Source organism: Fluoribacter gormanii (genome assembly GCF_900156395.1).
In the GTDB taxonomy this organism is placed as follows: Bacteria; Pseudomonadota; Gammaproteobacteria; order Legionellales; family Legionellaceae; genus Legionella; species Legionella gormanii.
Genome location: NZ_FTNL01000017.1, coordinates 21665 through 42225 on the forward strand (window position 1 = coordinate 21665; position 20561 = coordinate 42225).

A 20561-nucleotide genomic window follows, 5' to 3' on the forward strand; every position below is an offset into this window, starting at 1 on the left:
ATCCAACCATCCGGATTGAGCTATTACAAACAAAGAGAGATGATAATCCCAAATCATCAAGGCAAGATCAAGTCAAATTTAAAAAGTAACCAATAATCATCAAGATAAATAAAAGCACGATTGAGATTCCAAAGTAGGACAATACAAATGGATAGACAACCAAACTTACAGCAATAGCAAGCAAAAACAGTAAGCCAATAGTGGCTAGTTTTGTTCGTAATGCAGCAAAGCGCTCGATCTTAACCAAGATAAAATAAATAAGTAAAATCAAGATTAAAGGTAGTATGTACACTCCCTGGTATAGCAATTGGTACAAACTTGCCTGCAAGCTGGAAAAATGTTGATCATTTAGCCATTGCTCAAAAATTGTAGACCAATTCATCACACAGGTTTGCTGATAAATTGTAGTGATCAACCCTAACAAAAAGGCCAATAAAAAATACAAAGTATTGGAATACTGTTTTTTATAATATTGTCCGACAAAATAAATAGTCATTAAACCTAGTAACACGGCGGGAACATGCATCCAAGGCAACAACTCAAAAAATGTACTGGTATATACTTGTTGAAAATAGTGGACTATTGCCACAGAAGAGGCAAATAAAAGACCGGCAATAAGTTGCTTTTTTCTCTGTGTTTCAATTAAAAGAAAAGCAAGAAATCCTGCAAAGCAAAAAAAGGAACAAGGACTAAAAGAATCCATAAAGGCGATTGTAGTTGTAAAATGAATCCTTGACGGCTTTTCTGTCAATCCCGTAATAAATCGATTTGCATTAGCTAAATGCCGCAAGGTATTAACTGTTTCAAGGGTTAATTTACCTTTACTTTCAATTTGCTTCTTACAATAATTAATCGCATGCAATAAATCCTTGCCAGTGGTTTCTGCTGAGGCAAAACCAACCCAACGCGAATTACAAATATAAATAGAGGGAACAGCAAAATCATCCATTTGCTGATCGCTCAATAATTGATAAAAACGACGCAATGAATCTCTGTTCTGATTAATATAATACCGTTGAACCTGCAGATCTGGATATTTTGCTTCTATTTCGTGGAAAAATGCATCAGCCTTTTGACAATGGGGGCAGGTGGACGACAGAAACATTTCTACATTGATGACCACTTTATTATCTGTCTTGGAATACCATGTGGGCGATAATTCAGCAGCCCACACAGTGGCATGAAATACAAAAAAAATTACAAGCAACTTGAAAAAAGTTTTCATAGAATTCATAAGTGCATTGAAAAGGATACTATATCATCCTAAAAAACTCTGTTAATAGGTATGAATATAATTTTCTAATTGCTCTATCACTCTAGTCTTATCTTCAAGTATATGATAGAGCAAATCACCTATTGATAAAATTGCAACAAATTCATTATTTTCATCACGAATTAACACATGCCTTCTTTTAGTTGCGGTCATAGCTTGCATTGCTTTTTCTACAACATCATTAGTGCTAAGTATGGTGACATCTCTATGCACCACATCTGCAACTTTCCCTGTATCAAGATTAATGCATTTGTGCAAACAAGAGCGCACTATATCTCGCTCACTTAGTATGCCTACTAATTGATTGTCATTATCGACTACAACCAATGCACCGATATCATATTCCGTCATCATATCAATGCTTTTTCTTACAGAATCTTCTGGATGGATAAAAATAATTTTTCGTTTTGGTACTGGTAAGGCATTGTGAATTAGGTCAGCCATTTGATTCTCCATTTGAATACACTTAACCTATTCTTTAAATATAGTACAAATGGAGAACATTAAAGTCTATGGTCTTACAATTATATGATTTTCTACAACACGTACACCTGGAACCTGACGCGCTATTTGTTCTGCAGTATCACTGAGCCTGATTTTTTTGACATACCCACTAAGAATCACAACATCTTGCCTAGTTTGAACATGCACTTGGGAAACAGCAAGATCATCATTACGCATTAACGCTTCTTGTACTGTTTGCGTTAAATCTGCGCTTGGAGCAGCCAAAGGTGTAAAAGACCTAAACATATTCGAAGTTGTCTGGTTCGACTGACAACCAATTAATGAAAATAAAACAAAAACAACCAGAGTATTTAATAAGTACTTTTGCATAAAGGTCTCCAATATAAATTCAAACGGTACTGATACTTCATGTAGCTGTTAAAATCTATCTACAGTTCTCAGCAATAAGAAACCGTAGCTAAAATAAACCAAGTCAACATAGGAAAGAGTCCTGAATTTACAGGATACAACTAATGACAACAGACACACAAGTAAAGTGTGATAGTATGTACTTTAACTGATTAATATACAAATAAATATCCAAAAGACTATACTATTTCATAACAATGACGGCGATAAGAACTGAAACCATGAAAAAAATGGCTAAGGTTGTTCTGAACAAAAAAAATCCATCAAAAAAAATTAAAGAAATAAAAGGACGAACTGCGGGCCCAGACACCAAAGAAAATGCCTCCGCTGTTGCTTGCGACTTTTTTAATCTAATCGATAAGTTTTATCAAGCTAATTTGGGAAAATTTACTGCAAGTATTAGCCCAGCCTCAGTAGCAACCTCATACTTTTCATGGGGAACGCAACTATTACAAGCCCCGGGGACTTTCTTAAAATTAAGTCTTCATCCATTATTGAATTTCTCTGATTTTGTTGAACGACTCATACATCACGACAAACCTGGCAATGGTAACGATGTGCGTTTTCATACGGATAAATGGAGTCTCTATCCATGGCGTTTATGGGCAGAACAATTTTTACAAATTGAAGAATGGACTCTAAAAGCAGCACGTGAAATCCCGGGATTGAATGAACCTAACCAACGAATTATTTCATTCACAATAAAGCAACTCCTTGATGCACTATCCCCTTCCAATTTTGTTTTGACTAATCCTGATTTATTGCAAGAAACATTAAATACATATGGAGAAAATCTAATTCGTGGGACACAATTGGGCTTGCAGGACCTGGTTGAAAAATTAACGGGCACTCCTCCATCAGGAGTTGAGCACTTCGTTCCAGGCAAGCATGTTGCCTTAACAAAGGGCAAGGTAGTGTTTAAAAACCACCTGATTGAACTCATTCAATATGAAGCACAAACTCAAAGAGTGTATAAAGAACCCATATTAATCCTTCCCGCCTGGATTATGAAATATTATATTCTTGATCTTCTTCCGGAAAACTCACTAGTGAATTGGCTGGTTCAACAAGGCCATACGGTATTCATAGTTTCCTGGCTCAACCCCTCTACTAAAGACCGAAATCTAGCATTTGATGATTATTATCGACAAGGAGCTATGGCTGCGATTGATAAAATATCAACCATAATACCTGACACAAAAATTCATTTAATGGGGTATTGCATTGGTGGAACTTTAGCGATGATTACCGCAGCAACTATGGCTAAAGACCATGACGTTCGCCTGAAAAGTCTTTCTCTGCTCGCTGCTCAGGGAGATTTTACCGAAGCAGGTGAGCTATTAATTTTCATTAATAACAGTCAGGTATCCTTTTTGGAAAACATTATGTGGGAGCAAGGCTATTTAGATACTAAACTCATGGCTGGAAGTTTTCAAATGCTGCGATCCTATGATCTGATTTGGTCTAAAATGGTCCAAGACTACATGCATGGAACACAAAGAGGAATGATCCCCTTACTTGCCTGGAATGCGGATACAACTCGTATGCCTTATAAAATGCACAGCGAATATCTTGAAAAATTGTTCCTCAAAAATGAATTCTCCGAAGGACAATTTACTGTTGAAGGCAAGCATATAGCACCAGAAAATATTAAACTGCCTGCATTCGTAGTCAGCACCGAGAAAGATCATGTGAGTCCATGGAAGTCTGTTTATAAAACTCATTCGCTGATTAAACGAGAAGATATCACGTTTGTTCTGACGAATGGAGGCCATAATGCAGGTATAGTAAGTGAGCCAGGACATTCAGGGCGAAGTTATTTAATTCGTGAACAAAAAAAAGAAGAAACATATATTTCTCCTGAACATTGGCTCGAAATTGCCGAATCGCGAAAAGGTTCATGGTGGATTGCCTGGCATGATTGGCTAGTGAGACAATCAAGCAGTGGAATGAGCTCACCACCTAAAATAGATAAAACGTTAGCTGACGCTCCAGGAAAATATGTGTTACAAAAATAAATGATCTTTAATTTGAGTATAAAAATATGGACAAAGACTATTACAAAATAATGGGAATAAGTGAAGATGCCTCTGAGAAAGACATTAAGATGGCATATCGAAAATTGGCTCGGAAGTATCACCCGGATATAAGTAAGGAACCAAATGCAGAAGAGCACTTTAAAGAAATGGGGGAAGCATACGAGGTTTTAAGGGACCCGGTTAAAAAAGCTGAGTATGATAGATATCGAAAAGGCAAAGCATATCACCAACAAGGAGCATCGACACATTGGCGCCCTGAAGAATCCGAACATATTTACAGTAGTCAATTTAATGAGGACTTATTTGAAAATCTATTCGGTCATTCGCGCTACCGCCAGCAACCCATGGCTGGACAAGATTATCATGGAAAAATAAACATCAGCCTGGAAGATGCATTTAAAGGAACAGTTAAAAACATCCAGATTCCGATGGCACAAGAATCACAAGTCACCATGCAAACCCTGAAAGTGAAAATACCACCAGGAGTAAAATCAGGTCAACAAATTCGCCTTGCAGGACAAGGCGCTCCGGGAATCCATGGAGGTCCTCGCGGTGATATTTATTTAACGATTCATATTGATAAACACCCTCTTTTTGATTTAATGGATGGTGACATCTACCTCACACTCCCTATTACCCCATGGGAAGCTGCATTAGGTGCAACGGTTGAAGTCCCTACATTGGGAGGAAAAATCGATTTAAAAATTCCCCCGGCTTCTCAAGGAGGACAAAAATTAAGGCTTAAAAATCGTGGGTTACCTGGAAAAACACCAGGACACCAATACGTTCTTTTAAAAATTATTACGCCGCCACCAACAACTGAGGCAGCAACAGAGCTCTATAAAAAAATGGAGCAAGTAATGCCTTTTAATCCACGTGACAAAATGGGAGTATAAGCATGAAGCAAGAGAATACAATAATTGGCGTGCTTATTGAAGAAACGATGACCATCTCATTTGATGAAGTATGTCAAAAATATCATATACCTGAAGAATTATTACATGAAATGGTGGAGTATGGTTTATTTTCTACCAAAACAGCAAAAACAGAGCATCTTAAATTAAATCCAGAAGATCTTCGCAAAATTGAATCGGCATTCCGCCTACACCGAGATTTGGGAATTAATCTACCGGGAGTTGCACTTGCATTAGAATTATTGGAAAAAATAGATCAATTAAATGAAGAGCTTAATATTTTACGTAAACATTTCTGATTGATTAGCTTATCCAGTAGCCTTGGTATATCTCAGTAGAACCAGGGCTTACTGGAGCTTGTACACGGTAATTCATCTCCTCAACCTTACTCTTTTTTCTGGAATTTTAAATTTTGCTTATTCAATGTAAAAAATTACTCAAGCAGATATTGCTACACATTGTGATCTGGTAATACAATGGCTAAAGGATACCTTTTAATTAAGCAAAACCTATGCGCCCTTTGTTTATAATTTTGATTGTTTCCTTAGTTGTTTTACAGCATAAACTTTGGCTGGGCGATGGAAATTTGATTCAATGGCAAAATCTTGAAAAAAAACTGGCAGCTCACGAACAAGAAAACAATAAACTTGCAACTCGTAATCGAGCACTTGAAGCAGATATTAGAGAGTTGAAAAGCGGCGAGCAAGCTCTAGAGGAACAAGCACGCTACGAACTTGGAATGGTCAAAGGAACTGAGGTCTATTATCAATTTGTAGACTGATAATTCGCTATCAAGCAATCAGTAATTCAAGAGACTCAGGTGGTTGCTTGTCCCAAAGACTTAGCACAAATCCCCCTCCTCCAGAGCCTGTAGGTTTCACAGCCAGAGCACCTTCTTCAGCCAATCGATTCATATGTTGCTGCAAACTCTCGCTAACCAGGTTCCATTGATAGAAACAATCAGCGGCTTTATTAATTGCCTGTGCCAGAGAGGAAATTGCGTCCGCGCCCCCTAATTCCAGGGCAGTTCTAGCCTCTTCAACTGCTGCCACCATTTGTTTATCAATTTGTTCAGCCAATTCAGGACGTTCAGTCCATAAATTTTGGACCTGTTGAATACAATGTGACGTAATTCCTATTTGCTTACATGAAGATAAAAAAAACTGAGGACGAATTTTTTGTTGAAGTGGGGTAATTGTCCCGGATTTAAAATAAACTCCTTCTTCCATAGCAACTCCTGCAACATCAAGACCACTACTCTTTCCATGAAACAAATGTTCCAATTCTTTTGCAAAATCATTACATTGACTTAGTTCTATCATTTGTTGCGCACAAAACCAGCGACTCATTGCCACACATAGAGCTGCTGAAGCCCCCATTCCAGCCCCCACAGGGATTGTGCTATCTAAATGAAAAAAACCAACCAATTGATTTAAGGAGCGTCCCAATAATTGCATGCCATGTTCCAAAACACTCCAAAATAAAAGCTGCATATCCGCACCACTGCTTCCCGTATAATCAGCTCCTAAGGAAGTTGCAGCAGCAGAATAAGTTAGAGTTAATTTCTTTTCCTTGATCGGAAATACAAGAGCAGGATGCCCCCTTACTACAGCGTGTTCACCAGCTAAAATCCATTTGCCAAAAGTTGTAGTTTCAAAATCATAAAACATCATAATTGCCTATTAAATAATCACGTTTGAACTCACGTGCCAATTCTAATTGGTCAGAACGATACAACAAATGAATATTCGGTCCAGCATCCATAGTCACTATAGGGCCATCGCCTTTTTTATTCCAAAAATTCTCCAAATGGTGCAATAGATCAATACAATTATCTGTCATATATGAAAAGGGTTGCTCGCAAGTACTAAACAAACGATGCATATCTTGAAATTCACGCCAGCATACCTGATATGCCGAAGTCCAATTTTGACTCATAAATGCATCTATTAATTGCTTTAAATTTTCCCTGGCCCTTTGACTACGTGTTTCATAGAAAGGACTGCTCTTTACTCGTTGATGAGCTTCACTGGAGGGAACTTCCTTCTTCTTATTGCTAATGATTACACCTTGATAAATTAATTCAGGATAAGGCAAGTCCACTGCTTTAACTTCATTGTCATCCCATAAAGCCCAGGGAGAATAAAAAGATCGACAAGATGATCCTGAGCCCAATCGGCTTAACTGTGCTTGTTCATTAACAGAAGGCGTAGGTTTATTAGTTAATTCACTCAAAGCAACTACAGCACAACGAGTTAACGCAGCGAAGCTTGAAGCAGAACTCGCCATACCACTACTGTGTGGAAAATTATTACAAGACTGTACTAAAAAACCACCATCATAATCAAAATATGCTTTTATGCGAGCGAGATGATTAAGAAATCTTTTTTGCCCTTCTGAGGAAAGAATAAAATTTTCAATGCCACCCGGTATAAGCAAGGGTTCCCAAATATCTTTTTTTGAACTTGCTTTTTCAAGTCTTACTGTAGTTTTAAGTTCATTTAACGTATAGGACAATGAAGGATTATCAGGACTATTAGAGCTATCATCCTTTTTTCCCATATATTTGATCAAAGCAATATTAGCTGGGGCATGAGCTAGCCAATACATAATTTCTCCTTGGGATCCATAAACTAGTTGAATGTAGCCTGGTGAAGGCACAGACGTAACTTGAGAAATTTGTCATAGAAAAACCGGGGTATGCTGAACTTCACCCAGGCTACAATTTTTACAAACTTCAGAGTCACGTATAAAAAAAATCATTAATTATATCGTACGTAATTTTGAATTAGCCAATTGTGCTGTAGGTGTACCAGGATAAGCTCTTACTACTTGTTGCAGGAACTTCTTAGCCTCTTGTTTATCACCTTGTTCAGCATAAGCGTAGCCAACTTTTAACATGCTTGCAGCCGATTTACTTGAAGTAGGAAATTGTTGTAATACAACGTTAAAATGCGCTATGGCTTGTGAATAATCTTTTTTTACTAAATAAAGCTCGCCCAACCAATATTGAGCATTAGCAGTGTAACCTCCCCGTGGATATTTTTGAACAAATATATTCATTGCGCTTATGGCATCATCATATCGCTTATTTTTTACTAATTCATATGCAGCTAAATAGCTGATTTGTTCGTCCGCAGGATTTGCTCTGGAAGTAGATACTGCCGGAACCGTTACTGATGTGGTAACCGATTTGTTTGCTTGAACATCAGGTGCAGATACAGTTTTTTGTGGTGCGGTAGGTTGCTTAGAACCTACAGAAAGATCCAATGAAGGTTTATTTGACGATGCTTTAGCAGAAGCAGTCCCACTTAAACGCGAATCTAAATCTTTATAAAAAGCAACTTGCTGTTGCTGTAATAATTTTAAATCATGAGCCTGCACTTCGAGTTGTCCACGCAACTCTTGGATTTCTTGTTGCAAACTTTGAATTTTATCAATCAGCTTGGCGCTGTCAGTAATATTATTATTTGAATCATTTGATTGGTCATCTTTAGCAAGCGCAGGTTCATCATCTGTATAATTCTCATTCCGCGCTACATCGAACTGACCATTTTCAATTTGTGGTTCATCGTATTTAGAGCCAACAGGCGCTTCATACGCCTGTTGGTCAATCATTGCAAAATTTTCACTCTCATCAACTACAGGCGCCACTGACCAACAGGCCAAAGGAAGCATGAACATAAAACCTGTAGCGATAATGTGTTTTTTGCAATTTATCATCTTGTTGCCTCATATGTAAATTCTACACGTCGATTTTGTGCGTGCGACGCTTCATCATGTCCTAAATTAATTGGACGCTCTTTACCGTAACTCACAACTCGCATTTGTTGTCTGTTAACACCAGCCATACGTAAAATGTCTGCTACAGTATTTGCACGACGCTCACCAAGAGCTACGTTATATTCACGACTACCACGCTCATCAGTATGTCCAGCTAATAACACTCGAGCACCAGGATGGGTCTTCAAGTATTCGGCCTGAGCATTAACGGATGGTAAATATTTGGGAGCCAAGTTACTGTCATCATAAGAGAACAGATACAATTGATTATGAGGTGCCTTCGTTGTATAAGATTCACCTGGTTCTTGACCAGCAAAATGAGTAAATTGACCTAAACCTTGAGCAGAAGCTTCAGCTTCAGTCACCCCTACTCCGTCAGCACTACCTGGTGCTTTGGAGCACGCTGCAACTAAAACAGCACTCGCTACAAGCAGACCTAATTTACATAATGATCCGGCTTTCATCCTCAATCTCCTTCGTTCTTTTTATTATTAACAAATTTTAAAAATCCCATACAGGGCTCATGGGGGCACATTGTACAATTCTTTTTATTTTTTGGCTACAGTAACTCATTAAACCCATTCAATCCTAATCTGCAGCATGGCGTTGAAAAATTTTATTCAAAGTCCATACTCGGGTTTCGCTATGCTGCAATCAGGCTACGATTTTATAGATACAATTTACTCGAAACTCATCCTCTAGTGCTCAATATGAGACACGACAAAATGGGCTAAGCTCGCAGTAAACTGTTGAGTTGCTTTATTCGCTGCGATTACACCGCCGTAGGGAGTATCACTAGGACATGGGATTTGTAAATTGATAATGTTCGAGGCCAATACTTTATTATCACTAACATGGGTTAAAACAATTTTGACTGAAAATTCAAGTACACTCGGTTTTTTAAGGAAATTCTGTTCTAGCGCCAGCAATTGGGTATCTAATCGATAATTTACACCTAAAGTATAAGCATTCGATGTAACGGCTTTAAAAAGATTTGTCCGTTGCAAGCTTTGCAGGATTAGAGGATAAAGCATATCTGCTGGTGGATTTACCCATGCATTTTTTGCAAATGGTTCAAGTTCATAAGGTTTTTTAATATAAAGCATTTGCTCAGTTTGATACCCTGCAGCAGCATCAGGCGCAGTAACCAGCAAAGTAATAGGCATCGGCTCTTTAACCAACAGTTTCTTGCTGTATGCACTTAATTGATATTGATTTTTTACAGAGACTTTAACAGGTGAGCATGCAGTCAGTACCGCTGTACTTAAACCCACGAGAAACACAATCAACTTTTTCATCTTTTATTCTCCAGGCCCTGGTTTTGGCGGTTTGCTTCCACGAACAACCACTGCAGGATTTTGTCGCATCTCACTACTTACTTTTTCCAAATTTGCAGAAATTGCATTCAGTCGTCGTAATAAGATCACTGCAGGTGGAAGAGCTTCCTCAGATATTTTATCTATGGCATTTTTTCCTGTACCCATGGTTTTTGATACGCTGTTACCAGCTTTACTCAAACTTTCCGCCATCGTATTAAATTTAGATATTCCCACTCTTAATTCCTCAAGCATATGCGGGAAATCACGACTTGTTTTGGCAAGATTATCCATTAAAACATTAACATTCTTACCATTACGCGCAAGATCTTTAGAAAAATGATCAATATTAGCTAAAATATGACTTACATGCCTTGCATTTTCTTCGTTAAATATACGTTTTGCTTCAGTACTTACCGAGTCCACATCTTCAGAGACTCTCTTTAAAATACCGTCCAATTGAGTAAAAACAGAAGGTTTTGATGGAATAACTGGGTATGGTTCACCAGGCATTTTTTGAATTGGCGCCAGATCTGACGTACTTGCGCTCAAACCAATATAAGTAACACCAGTGATCCCTTGGGAATTTAATGTTGCATATGTGCTTGTTGTAATAGGTGTTCCTTCTTCAATATCCAACAAGATTTCCACTTGCCTCGGGTCACTTTGATTTAACTTTATTTCCTTTACGTGCCCCACTTGTACTCCATTGTATTTCACAGGAGCATCCTGAGTCAGACCAGAAGCCGCTTCGTGCATAAAAACGGTATAAGTAATGTATTTTTTTTGACTGAAGCCAACAGACAACCACAGCATTGTAGCCACTAACCCTACCAGTAATATAAGTACGACTACCCCTACGATAGTGTAATTGGTTTTCGCTTCCAAGTATTCTGTCTCCAGTTAGGCATAGTGCCGTCGCATACATTCAATGTTGACAGGCTCTAGATTACATTTTACTAAAATATCCAGCAATTATTTTATTCTTATTTTTCATCAAATCATTAATCGGCTCAATACTTAAAATTCTTCCATCACCGACAAAGGCTACTCGATCTGTCGTCCGTTTTAAGGATTCTATATCATGACTCACCATGACTATAGTGAGTTTTAAAGAATCTCTTAAAAAAATAATCAACTCATCAAAAAGCCTTGCACTCAATGGGTCTAAACCTGTAGTTGGCTCATCCAAAAACAACAACTCCGGATCCATAGCAATTGCACGCGCAGCAGCTGCTCTTCTTTGCATTCCCCCACTCAATTCTGAAGGTAATTTGCCAGCGGCTTCCTTAGGTAATCCAACTAAAGCGATTTTTAGCAAAGCCAATTCATACATGAATTGATGATCCAGCTTAGTGAACTCTTGCATGGGAAACATAACATTTTCCACCACATTCATTGATGAAAATAAGGCACTATGCTGAAAAAGCATTCCCCAACGGCGACGAAGCAGAAATGATTGTTCCATATTGAGATGGCTAATGTCTTGGCCAAATATCTTAATGTCGCCTGCCGTAGGCTTTAATAACATCAGTAAACTACGTAATATCGTTGTTTTTCCGCTTCCCGAACCACCAATAATGGCTAAAATCTCCCCTTTTTCGACAGTCAAATTGACATCAGAGTGTACCCATTGACCACCTAGATAATTTTTTAGCCCTTTAATTTCGATAATGGGTTCACTCATCTATAAATGCATCCGACTGTAAATAATTGAATAAATAGCGTCTGCAATGATAATTAAAAATAAGGCTTGCACTACACTTTTAGTAGTTTGGCTGCCAATATTTTTTTCCGTACCGGCTTCTACTCTAAATCCCTGAAAACAACCGACCAGGGCAATTAACAAAGCAAATGCGGGTGCTTTATATAAGCCTAAATTCAACTGTGAAATTCCAACGGAATCCTTCAGTCGTTGTAAAAAATCAATGAAGCTGATGCCCAGCATATTATTGGCCATAATCATTGCCCCTAAAATACTAAAAACATCAGACCAAAAAATCAATAAAGGGAATGCGAGCAATAATCCTAGAACTTTAGGAAGTACTAACAATTCGGTGGGAGAAAGTCCCATAGTTAAAAGTGCATCCACTTCTTCATTCAGTTTCATGCTGCCAATTTGTGCCGTAAATGCAGAGCTGGTGCGCCCAGCAACAATAATAGCTGTAATAAGGGGAGCAAATTCACGAAAAATAGCCATACCTGATAAATAGGCAATGAAGCTGTTGGCCCCATATGTTTGTAATTGCAATCCCATTTGATAAGCCAAAACCACACCAATTAAAAAAGAGAGCAAAGCCAGGATGGGTAAAGCGGTAACACCTGTAGTATGAACATTCGAAATAATGCTAGGTAATTGAAATCGTCGCCAATTACCAAATGCCTGGAATAATTTGGTAGTCAAATCACCAATTAAAACAATAAGACCATCTACTTGTTGAAATTTACGCTCTGATTCTTTGCCCAATTGATAAAATACATTTTTTTTATCTGGAGAGGGAATGTGATAATCTAGAACATCTTTTTTTGATTTAATTAAATCGATAAGCTGGTGTTGCGTTTCGGTAAAATCATCCAGTTCAACTTGATTTTCTCGTTGTTCGAGCATATCAACACATTTAATTAGAGCCAAGGCTCCTGCACTGTCGAAATGACTGATGTCTTTGCCGCTAATAATTACTTTTTGTTTTTTTGGTAACTCAACTTCACCGAATTTTGCCAATAAATTCCCAATGTTCAGAACAGACCATGGCCCTGTACAGTGAACTCTGGCAAGTTCCTTGTCGAACATGATTTGCGCGCTGTTTTGTACCATAGTCATATTTATTGAAAAATAGCCTCAAGAATAATAGGAATATTCCGGAAGAGCAAAAACAATGAAACATAATACCACAATAAGGTATTATTCGGGTAGGTAAAAAATAAAGCCTGAGTGAATCAAATTAAAACTCAGGCTACCTATTTTTTTGCGAAAAAAATTAAACCGTTGCTTTTAACGAACTAATTGCATTATTTAGTTCAGTAACTTTCTTTCCTCCATCGGCCAGGGGCTTAAATATTGATAGCTGAGACATACGAGCGGAAGAACCAACACGATTCAATCCCGTATTAATGAGGTCCACCAGATCATCTAAAAATTTTTCCCACCATCCACGATGTGTCCTTAATGTTTTTACGTTATTTGACTTTTCGCTTAGAACATCTTGGCTTTTTGATTTAAAAGAAACCAAATCGCCATTTCGAACATATTGATCAATCAATTCAGATATTTGGACATGAATGCTTTTTGCAGCGTTTGCAGCTTTTGAATATTTCAATAATTCTTTCCGATTTTTTTCGTTCTGATATTTTTTAACTTTTTCTTCATATATTGTCTGTTTTGCCTGAATAGCTCTTAATTTGATCCTTACATCGAAAATATGAACCTGTCGTTGTTTTATGATTCTGGGATCGACATGAGTTTCCTGGAGCCGCTTATCATCCCTGAAATCCTTGTTAGGTTTCTGCTCCTCTTCTAAAGTTGCAAATCTTACACTATGTTTTGTTTTAGGGTGCTTTAATACTCCACCCTTTTCTCTTTCCAACTCGACTCTTTTTGGAGGGGATTCAAGTGACGTTTTATCCTGAGCGGAGACACGAGTCACTCCTTTCTCTTTCTCAAAAGGAACCTCAACTTTATGCTCATTCTGTTGTTCAAGAGGATGATGTTCTTTCATAGACTCGGTCGGTAATACAGGAGTCGTAGTTAAACTTGCACTTTCATCTACTTGAATACGCTGTTCTTCATGCCGCTCACGAGCGATAGGGTTTAATTCAATTTCAACGACTGGTGAGAAACGTTTTCTTAAATTGCCGATCAGCTCGTTGATTTGTATATCCAACCTGTTGATCTCTTCTTGATGATAAGCAGTTAAAGTAATCGAAGAATTTCTTTTCTTCAGGTTTTCATTATATTTTTTTAAAAATCGCTCCAAGTCTTCTGGGGAATTACATCTTTTCAATTGGTCGATAAGTGTTTCTCTTAATTTTTTAGCCACGCTAAAAGCATTCATTTCTTTATTCTGTTTTCCCATAACATCTCCAACAGTTAACTCCAATTAAGTGCGCTTAATTTACACTTCACGCCCAAAAAACACCAGAGAAATTAGATTAAGAAACACTAAATGGTTATAAAAAACATTCGGCTACCTTATTTGAGTCAATTAGTCTCTCTATTGATGCGGTAAATTAGAATATGCAATAAAATGATCATTAAAGATAAATCACTTTATTTTCATGAATTAAATGCTCATTCAGAAAGAACCCATACTCTATGGCGTATGAGAGCGTAAAAAAATAAAACTAAATCATATATAACCTAAGATTTTCAGGTAGTTTGCTGCCCTATTTTATGATAAAATTGCTTTCATTTTTTTCAAGACACTAAAATCAGGTATGCAAGAAAATTACAGCCAATTTGAACAACGCAAACATGGCATTACAAAACTTGCGTTAATGCCGGCTACTCAAAGGAGAAAGCATGCCTTTAACTTCTAACAATGATGAGCTATTCCGTGGATTTTCCAAACTCTCTCGCGAAGAACGTTTTAAGCGCTTGTTAGCCTTAGAGGTCATAACACCAGAAGACATTACATTTCTTAAAAATGGTGGCATAAAGGATTTGAACTTAGCAGATAAACTGATTGAAAACGTCATTGGTTATTTTCAACTTCCTTTAGGTGTTGCAACTAATTTCAACATTAACGGTCAAGACTATGTTATTCCGATGGCTGTTGAAGAAACATCAATTATCGCAGCTTTATCAAAATCCGCAAAATGGATTAGACAATGTGGCGAAATAAAGACCTGGATTCAAGGCGAATGCATTTTAGGACAAATTCAATTAGCGAACGTAAAAGACTTCTCCAAGTTTTCTCAGATTTTCCATGAAAACCGTGCTTATCTGATTAGCAAAGCCAATAAAGATGTCGCTGAAAATATGGTAAAACGCGGCGGCGGTGTCATGGATTTACAATTACGCCAGCTCAAAAGAGAAGATAATCAAGATATGGCCGTCATACACTTGACCATGAATAGCTGTGATGCCATGGGAGCCAATATCATTAATCAAGTCCTTGAATACTTGAAAACACCTATAGAGCAGTTAACTGGTGAAGAAGTCACCATGTGTATTTTGTCCAATTTAAATGATCAAAAGTTAACAACAGCTCAAGTCACGATACATACTATCGATCCAGTACTTGGTCAAAAACTGCAAGAAGCATCGCTCTTTGCAGAAATGGATCCTTATAGAGCCGCTACCCATAATAAAGGAGTAATGAATGGCATCGATCCCGTGTTAATTGCAACAGGAAATGACTGGCGTGCAGTTGAAGCTGGAGTACATGCTTATGCTGCTCGAGATGGGCAATATCGAGCGATTACGCGTTGGCGTTATCAGGACGGAGTACTTACAGGACAACTCACGGCCCCAATTATTGTAGGAACTATAGGTGGCGTTACTTCATTGCACCCTACTGCAAAGATGTGTTTACGAATGATGAACATTTCTTCAGCAAATCAATTAGCTCAAGTCATTGCTGCTGTAGGCCTTGTCCAAAATTTAGGTGCGATTAAAGCATTATGTACTGAAGGTATTATTCAGGGCCATATGAAATTACATATTGATAATCTGCTCTTGGCTGCAGGAGCAAATGAAAATGAAATGCCCGTACTCAAAGAACATTTACAAAAATGGTTGGATTTGCACAAAAGAATTAGCCTTAATAATGCTCATGAATTATTAGCTAAAATAAGACAAACGCCGATTGCCGTATGAAATGGTTAATCCCTGCGAAAACTTTTCTATTAGGTGAGTATGCTGCTGTAGCTCAAGCTTCAGCATTTCTTCTCACAACCGCCCCATGTTTTGAGCTCACACTGACAATACAAGAAAAACCATCTGAAATTCACCCGGAATCTCCGGCTGGGCGTTGGTGGCAACAACAACGCTTGAAACAAAGTCTTTTATGGAATGATCCTTATGCAGGTCGAGGTGGTTTAGGTGCCTCCAGTGCACAGTTTTTAGCAAGCTATTTAGCGAGTTGCTCTGTTAATAATACGATCCCGGATTTACAACAGATGCTTCATGCATATTATGAGTCATCATGGACTGGAAAAGGTTTAAGGCCCAGTGGGTATGATGTAATAGCACAATCTCAACAAGGGTGTGTTTACATTAATAAACAACACCAAGTAATCAAATCCTACGACTGGCCCTTTCATGATCTGGCTTTCTTTCTTATCCACACAGGTGTAAAACTTGCTACCCACCATCATTTACAGGATACGGCCCTGCCCGATCAGATTGATTATTTATCACATTTAGTAGATGAAGCAAAACAAGCATTCGAGCAAGCTAATTCCCAAAAATTGATTCAGACTATTAACAGCTATCATCAAAAGCTCGCAGAGCTAAATTTAGTTGCAGAACACAGCTTAAAACTTATTAGTGAATTTAAAAAATATTCGGAGATACTCGCAATCAAGGGTTGCGGCGCTTTAGGAGCAGATGTTCTATTGCTCATTAGTTCAACAAATAATGCTCAAATCCTTGCTGATAAATTAAAAATGCGGCATTGCACCCTATTGGCTACAGAAAAAAATATTTACACTCATACCCCATTAATCAAGCAAACCCACTTTTTTTAACGCCAATTTTGTCTAAAAAAAACATTTATGCCCTTTAAAATAACAAAAATATAAGAAACATGATAAAAAGACTTGAAATTCTTCGCTAATACGGTATTATTCCAGCCTCTTTAGGGCCGTTAGCTCAGGTGGTAGAGCAGGAGGCTTTTAACCTCTGTGTCATAGGTTCGAATCCTATACGGCCCACCAGTTTTAGAGTACAGTTTAAAAATATTTTGCCTTAAGGGCCGTTAGCTCAGGTGGTAGAGCAGGAGGCTTTTAACCTCTGTGTCATAGGTTCGAATCCTATACGGCCCACCATTCTGGTTACCAGTATTCAATATCAACCAGAACGCAAAATGGCAAAATATTAATTTCATACCTTATTGCGCTCGTAGCTCAGCTGGATAGAGTACTTGGCTTCGAACCAAGGTGTCGGGGGTTCGAGTCCCTCCGAGCGCGCCAATTTGGCTCTTCCCCAAATCCGGGGCACTAATCAAAAACACAAATTACACCAAAGTTGTTCTATACTTCCTAATGAGAAACTCCAAACTAAATTGGTGTAAATGCTCTGAATATATGCACCATGTTTGATCATATGAGTAAATGCAAGAGATACTTATTATGGGGCAAGAACATCCACTCAATAGCTCTAAAGAATCCTCATCAAAAGAATCAGCTAACCTATTATTCGAAGTCCAGTCTCTTATTGATTCGTATTCCAAAGGTAGATATTCATTTCCAACTTACCTGAATTTCAATATGTATATTTTACAACAAGCTAAATTTTCAGCTGATTCAGAAAAACCATGTGAACTCCTGGTTGATGGAACCCAAAAATCTCTCCTAAAAATGCGTTTGCTAGAATTTGAAGATAGTGATATTCCAAGTATTAAAGGATATCTTGTGCTGAGCTTTAAGGATAAAACCAAATTAGCTATACCACTTAACTGCGCAAATTGTTTAGTCCTTAAAGAGTTATTCAAAGTTCAGGGATGTAACCTGGATCGTATTTATTCAAGAAAATCTTCACTTGCTGTGGATTGGATTAAATCGAATGTAGATACTGTCTACAATTCAGAGGCTTCTCGTCGTGATAAGGTTGATGAATTCTATGATGCCGAACATCTAAAAATTAATAACGAAATTAGACGAATACTAGCAAAAGAACCAGCACTGAAATCAATTAATATTATCGATGGTGGTTGTGGTAACGGAAAGTACATTAATGCAGCAGCAAGTACATTTAACGAAACAGATGTGCACTTAGCTGGCTTTGATTTTAACGAGTCTAATATTGAGCAAGCACAATCCAAATATTCAGATAAAGGAACATTTATTAAAGGAGATTTGCTGAAATTCCAAGAGGTCCTTGATCAATGCGCCCATGTGTTAGATAAGAATGCTCCAACCTTTATGGTGTTATCGGGCTCGCTAACACGCCTTGTATTAACCGATGGTTTTCAAGCACTAAAGGTATTACAAGGTTTTGCAAATAGTGATTTTGCTGATTATTTAGTGGGTTGTGGTGTTGGTGAACCATTGATTAACCGACATATTGCCAAGCAAATTGGATACCGGATGGAACCCTCCGCAACTACGGCTAGTGAATTATTTTCTTGTAAAAAAATGACCCAGGAAGAATTGATTGAACAAAAGTTAAAAAAGCTCGAGCAATATAATACGCTTGATTTGTCCTTATACCACAACCCTACTGCATTGCTCCTTAATCAACAATTATTAAAACACCTTGCTGATGACAGCAATATCGATCTTTCATTTACAACATTAACACCTGAGTTAATAAACAGAATACAATTAATTATTAAAGAGAAGCCTAAGGTTAAACTCATATTTTGGCATAATAAAATGGATCAGCTTCAAGAATTTTATGATCTATTTCCAGAAGAAAACATTAAATCGTTGTATTATGCAAGAGATGAGCATTTCCTTGGGACATCACGGTGGTTTAACTCCGCCTTTGAACCTTATCTTTCTGATTTATCTGGTCATTTTGTGTCGTCAAAATTTTCCGATTTTTATATTAAAAATTTATTGTTAAACAGTAAAAATGAACGTTCTGTTTTACACAATTTAATTCATTTGTCTAATGTATTTGGGCTTGGAAATTGGGTATTTAATAATACAAACGTTCTAAAACATATCAAGAATGAAAAATTTCATAATACATCGGCTCAAAAAAGGAATGAGTTAGTTAATTCAGCCGTAAAAGAAATCAATTCTTCTAATTTTGAATTAGTAATTCACATATTAGAGAGCTTGAATCTAATCAATAGCATAACTGAGCCGGAATTATATTATCTTTTAAATGCATCTAAACAAGACCAGTATCAGTCGAGAATTTATAGCTCTGACCTTATCTGTAAAACAATCTCAGCTACCAAAAATAGAGAAGACAGAGTAATCGAATCTTTAAAATTTTATACCCGAGATTTTGAAGATGCTTATCGAAATCTTATTAATCTTGTAAAAAATATCAGTTTAGATACTCCCAATGAAGTGCACAACAGTTTAGAGGAATTAGTGTTTTGGGTCATAAAGAATTGGTCTAATTTTGAAGATGTAGAACATCTGATTAAGATCTTAGAGGAATTTAAGTTAATTGATCCTCAAAAGGATCTCGTCATTTATTACATGCTGGCCTTTTTTAAACAAAATCCAGACAGGCGGACTGGTATATCGAGTGAAGCTAGCCTACATAATGAGAAAGGACGCCTAATTGAAGCACTAAAATTTTATGATGAAAGACATCATGATACATACCTGCAAGTGGTTACAATGCTGGTAGGAAGCCAATGGCAAAAAGAGTTTGATTTTCTTGCAATACAAGGACAACATCAGAGGCTAATCAGGGAATTAAGTCACTCTTATTATCCTGAATTTAAAATAATGGAACTTCTCCCTTATTTGAATGCCGATAGTCACATTGTTTTTAGTTATAACTGGGCATCAAACTCTTTAGAAATTCAGCGTAAATCTGATCTCTGGGATGTAAATGCGAGAGCTGAGGTGGATGTAAAATTACAACGATTAGGATTCACTGATACAGCAATAGCCGATATTATCAACCCCTTCCAATTTTCTGATGGAACATCAGATTCACTCTTTATTCCATTAAAAGAAGAACAGGTGCAGTTACTTCTTGCAGATCTTGATAAAGTAAAAACCAGACCAGAAAAAAATATTTTGGAGTCCGCTTTTTACCAACCATTGATTGCTCTCCCTTCAGACGAGTTTGACGATGAAGAGCAATCTACCGTTGTAAATCGGGTGCCAACATTTTTTGGTTCTCCTCAAAAATCGAGTCTATATGATGATAATGGTATGGACGATTATGCACGACTTGGGGTAACCCGGGAACAAGCCCATTCCTTATTAATTCAAAATATACAAGATATCCAGGAACATCTTACTCCACTTATAAATGAAAAATTATTAGATAAACAGTTTTTAGAATACCTTAATACGAAACAATTGAGTCCCCAAAATAGTCCTTTAGATAATTTGACGTCACAGGCGAATCAATTTGCATCTGCCCCAGAAATTATCCAAGGATACATTGATTATGAAATTCATGATCGAAAATCAAAAACTGCCGTAATTGAACCGATGCTATTTGAAATATTGCAGGATTTAATCAATAAAACTCCAAAATTAGGCTGATAGCAGCCCA

19 protein-coding genes and 3 tRNA genes are annotated in these 20561 nt (G+C 37.4%); 10 read left to right on the forward strand and 12 right to left on the reverse strand.

Translation table 11 applies throughout. The features are described 5' to 3' along the window. Positions 1–67: 67 nt before the first annotated feature. The 3 genes from BW930_RS11255 to BW930_RS11265 form a co-directional block, all read right to left on the reverse strand. Positions 68–1225, reverse strand: coding sequence for a TlpA family protein disulfide reductase (locus BW930_RS11255; RefSeq protein WP_238587820.1), 1158 nt, complete (start codon positions 1223–1225; stop codon positions 68–70). Positions 1226–1276: 51 nt separating this feature from the next. Beyond that, complete coding sequence (locus BW930_RS11260) at positions 1277–1717, reverse strand: CBS domain-containing protein (RefSeq protein ID WP_058466907.1); 441 nt, start codon at positions 1715–1717, stop codon at positions 1277–1279. 66 nt (positions 1718–1783) lie between these two features. Next, a complete protein-coding gene (locus BW930_RS11265) occupies positions 1784–2107 on the reverse strand; it encodes a BON domain-containing protein (RefSeq protein WP_058466906.1) in 324 nt (107 codons plus the stop codon). A 260-nt stretch (positions 2108–2367) separates the two neighbouring features. Between BW930_RS11265 and BW930_RS11270 the strand changes: the two genes are divergently transcribed. From BW930_RS11270 to ftsB, 4 genes are all read left to right on the forward strand, one after another. After that, on the forward strand, positions 2368–4164 hold the full coding sequence (locus tag BW930_RS11270) for an alpha/beta fold hydrolase (RefSeq protein ID WP_058466905.1): 1797 nt from the start codon (positions 2368–2370) through the stop codon (positions 4162–4164). A 26-nt stretch (positions 4165–4190) separates the two neighbouring features. Next, complete coding sequence (locus tag BW930_RS11275; RefSeq protein ID WP_058466904.1) at positions 4191–5081, forward strand: DnaJ C-terminal domain-containing protein; 891 nt, start codon at positions 4191–4193, stop codon at positions 5079–5081. Between the two features lie 2 nt (positions 5082–5083). Beyond that, on the forward strand, positions 5084–5398 hold the full coding sequence (locus tag BW930_RS11280; RefSeq protein ID WP_058466903.1) for a chaperone modulator CbpM: 315 nt from the start codon (positions 5084–5086) through the stop codon (positions 5396–5398). Positions 5399–5610: 212 nt separating this feature from the next. After that, complete coding sequence (gene ftsB, locus BW930_RS11285) at positions 5611–5880, forward strand: cell division protein FtsB (protein ID WP_058466902.1); 270 nt, start codon at positions 5611–5613, stop codon at positions 5878–5880. A 10-nt stretch (positions 5881–5890) separates the two neighbouring features. On the opposite strand, the gene BW930_RS11290 is transcribed toward ftsB, so the two are convergent. From BW930_RS11290 to BW930_RS11330, 9 genes are all read right to left on the reverse strand, one after another. Further along, a complete protein-coding gene (locus BW930_RS11290; protein ID WP_058466901.1) occupies positions 5891–6769 on the reverse strand; it encodes a mevalonate kinase family protein in 879 nt (292 codons plus the stop codon). Continuing rightward, positions 6759–7709: a diphosphomevalonate decarboxylase gene (locus BW930_RS11295; protein WP_058466900.1), complete on the reverse strand. Its 951-nt coding sequence runs from the start codon at positions 7707–7709 to the stop codon at positions 6759–6761. The genes BW930_RS11290 and BW930_RS11295 overlap by 11 nt, the downstream gene beginning before the upstream one ends. A 156-nt stretch (positions 7710–7865) precedes the next feature. Further along, entirely contained in the window at positions 7866–8822 is a 957-nt protein-coding gene (gene ybgF / locus BW930_RS11300) for a tol-pal system protein YbgF (protein ID WP_058466899.1), read from the reverse strand. After that, a complete protein-coding gene (gene pal / locus BW930_RS11305; protein ID WP_058466898.1) occupies positions 8819–9346 on the reverse strand; it encodes a peptidoglycan-associated lipoprotein Pal in 528 nt (175 codons plus the stop codon). Before pal ends, ybgF begins: the two co-directional genes overlap by 4 nt. A 234-nt stretch (positions 9347–9580) precedes the next feature. Then, positions 9581–10180: an ABC-type transport auxiliary lipoprotein family protein gene (locus BW930_RS11310; RefSeq protein WP_058466897.1), complete on the reverse strand. Its 600-nt coding sequence runs from the start codon at positions 10178–10180 to the stop codon at positions 9581–9583. A gap of 3 nt (positions 10181–10183) precedes the next feature. Next, positions 10184–11086 (reverse strand): MlaD family protein, encoded by a 903-nt coding sequence (locus BW930_RS11315; RefSeq protein WP_172461592.1) that lies wholly within the window; start codon positions 11084–11086, stop codon positions 10184–10186. A gap of 61 nt (positions 11087–11147) precedes the next feature. Beyond that, on the reverse strand, positions 11148–11885 hold the full coding sequence (locus tag BW930_RS11320; protein WP_058466896.1) for an ABC transporter ATP-binding protein: 738 nt from the start codon (positions 11883–11885) through the stop codon (positions 11148–11150). Beyond that, on the reverse strand, positions 11886–13013 hold the full coding sequence (locus tag BW930_RS11325) for an MlaE family ABC transporter permease (RefSeq protein WP_058466930.1): 1128 nt from the start codon (positions 13011–13013) through the stop codon (positions 11886–11888). Between the two features lie 163 nt (positions 13014–13176). Next, positions 13177–14271, reverse strand: a complete 1095-nt coding sequence (locus tag BW930_RS11330) for a hypothetical protein (protein ID WP_058466895.1) — start codon at positions 14269–14271, stop codon at positions 13177–13179. Between the two features lie 446 nt (positions 14272–14717). Here BW930_RS11330 and BW930_RS11335 point away from each other — a divergent pair, with 446 nt between their 5' ends. The 6 genes from BW930_RS11335 (at position 14718) to BW930_RS11360 (ending at position 20551) form a co-directional block, all read left to right on the forward strand. Then, the gene (locus tag BW930_RS11335) at positions 14718–16016 is read left to right on the forward strand and encodes a hydroxymethylglutaryl-CoA reductase, degradative (RefSeq protein WP_058466894.1); all 1299 of its coding nucleotides are present in this window, start codon (positions 14718–14720) and stop codon (positions 16014–16016) included. Then, the gene (locus BW930_RS11340; RefSeq protein ID WP_058466893.1) at positions 16013–16888 is read left to right on the forward strand and encodes a mevalonate kinase family protein; all 876 of its coding nucleotides are present in this window, start codon (positions 16013–16015) and stop codon (positions 16886–16888) included. Before BW930_RS11335 ends, BW930_RS11340 begins: the two co-directional genes overlap by 4 nt. A gap of 113 nt (positions 16889–17001) precedes the next feature. After that, positions 17002–17077 (forward strand) — tRNA-Lys (locus tag BW930_RS11345). A gap of 35 nt (positions 17078–17112) precedes the next feature. Continuing rightward, positions 17113–17188 (forward strand) — tRNA-Lys (locus BW930_RS11350). 67 nt (positions 17189–17255) lie between these two features. Continuing rightward, positions 17256–17332 (forward strand) — tRNA-Arg (locus BW930_RS11355). 141 nt (positions 17333–17473) lie between these two features. Continuing rightward, the gene (locus BW930_RS11360) at positions 17474–20551 is read left to right on the forward strand and encodes a methyltransferase domain-containing protein (protein ID WP_058466892.1); all 3078 of its coding nucleotides are present in this window, start codon (positions 17474–17476) and stop codon (positions 20549–20551) included. Positions 20552–20561 lie beyond the last annotated feature (10 nt).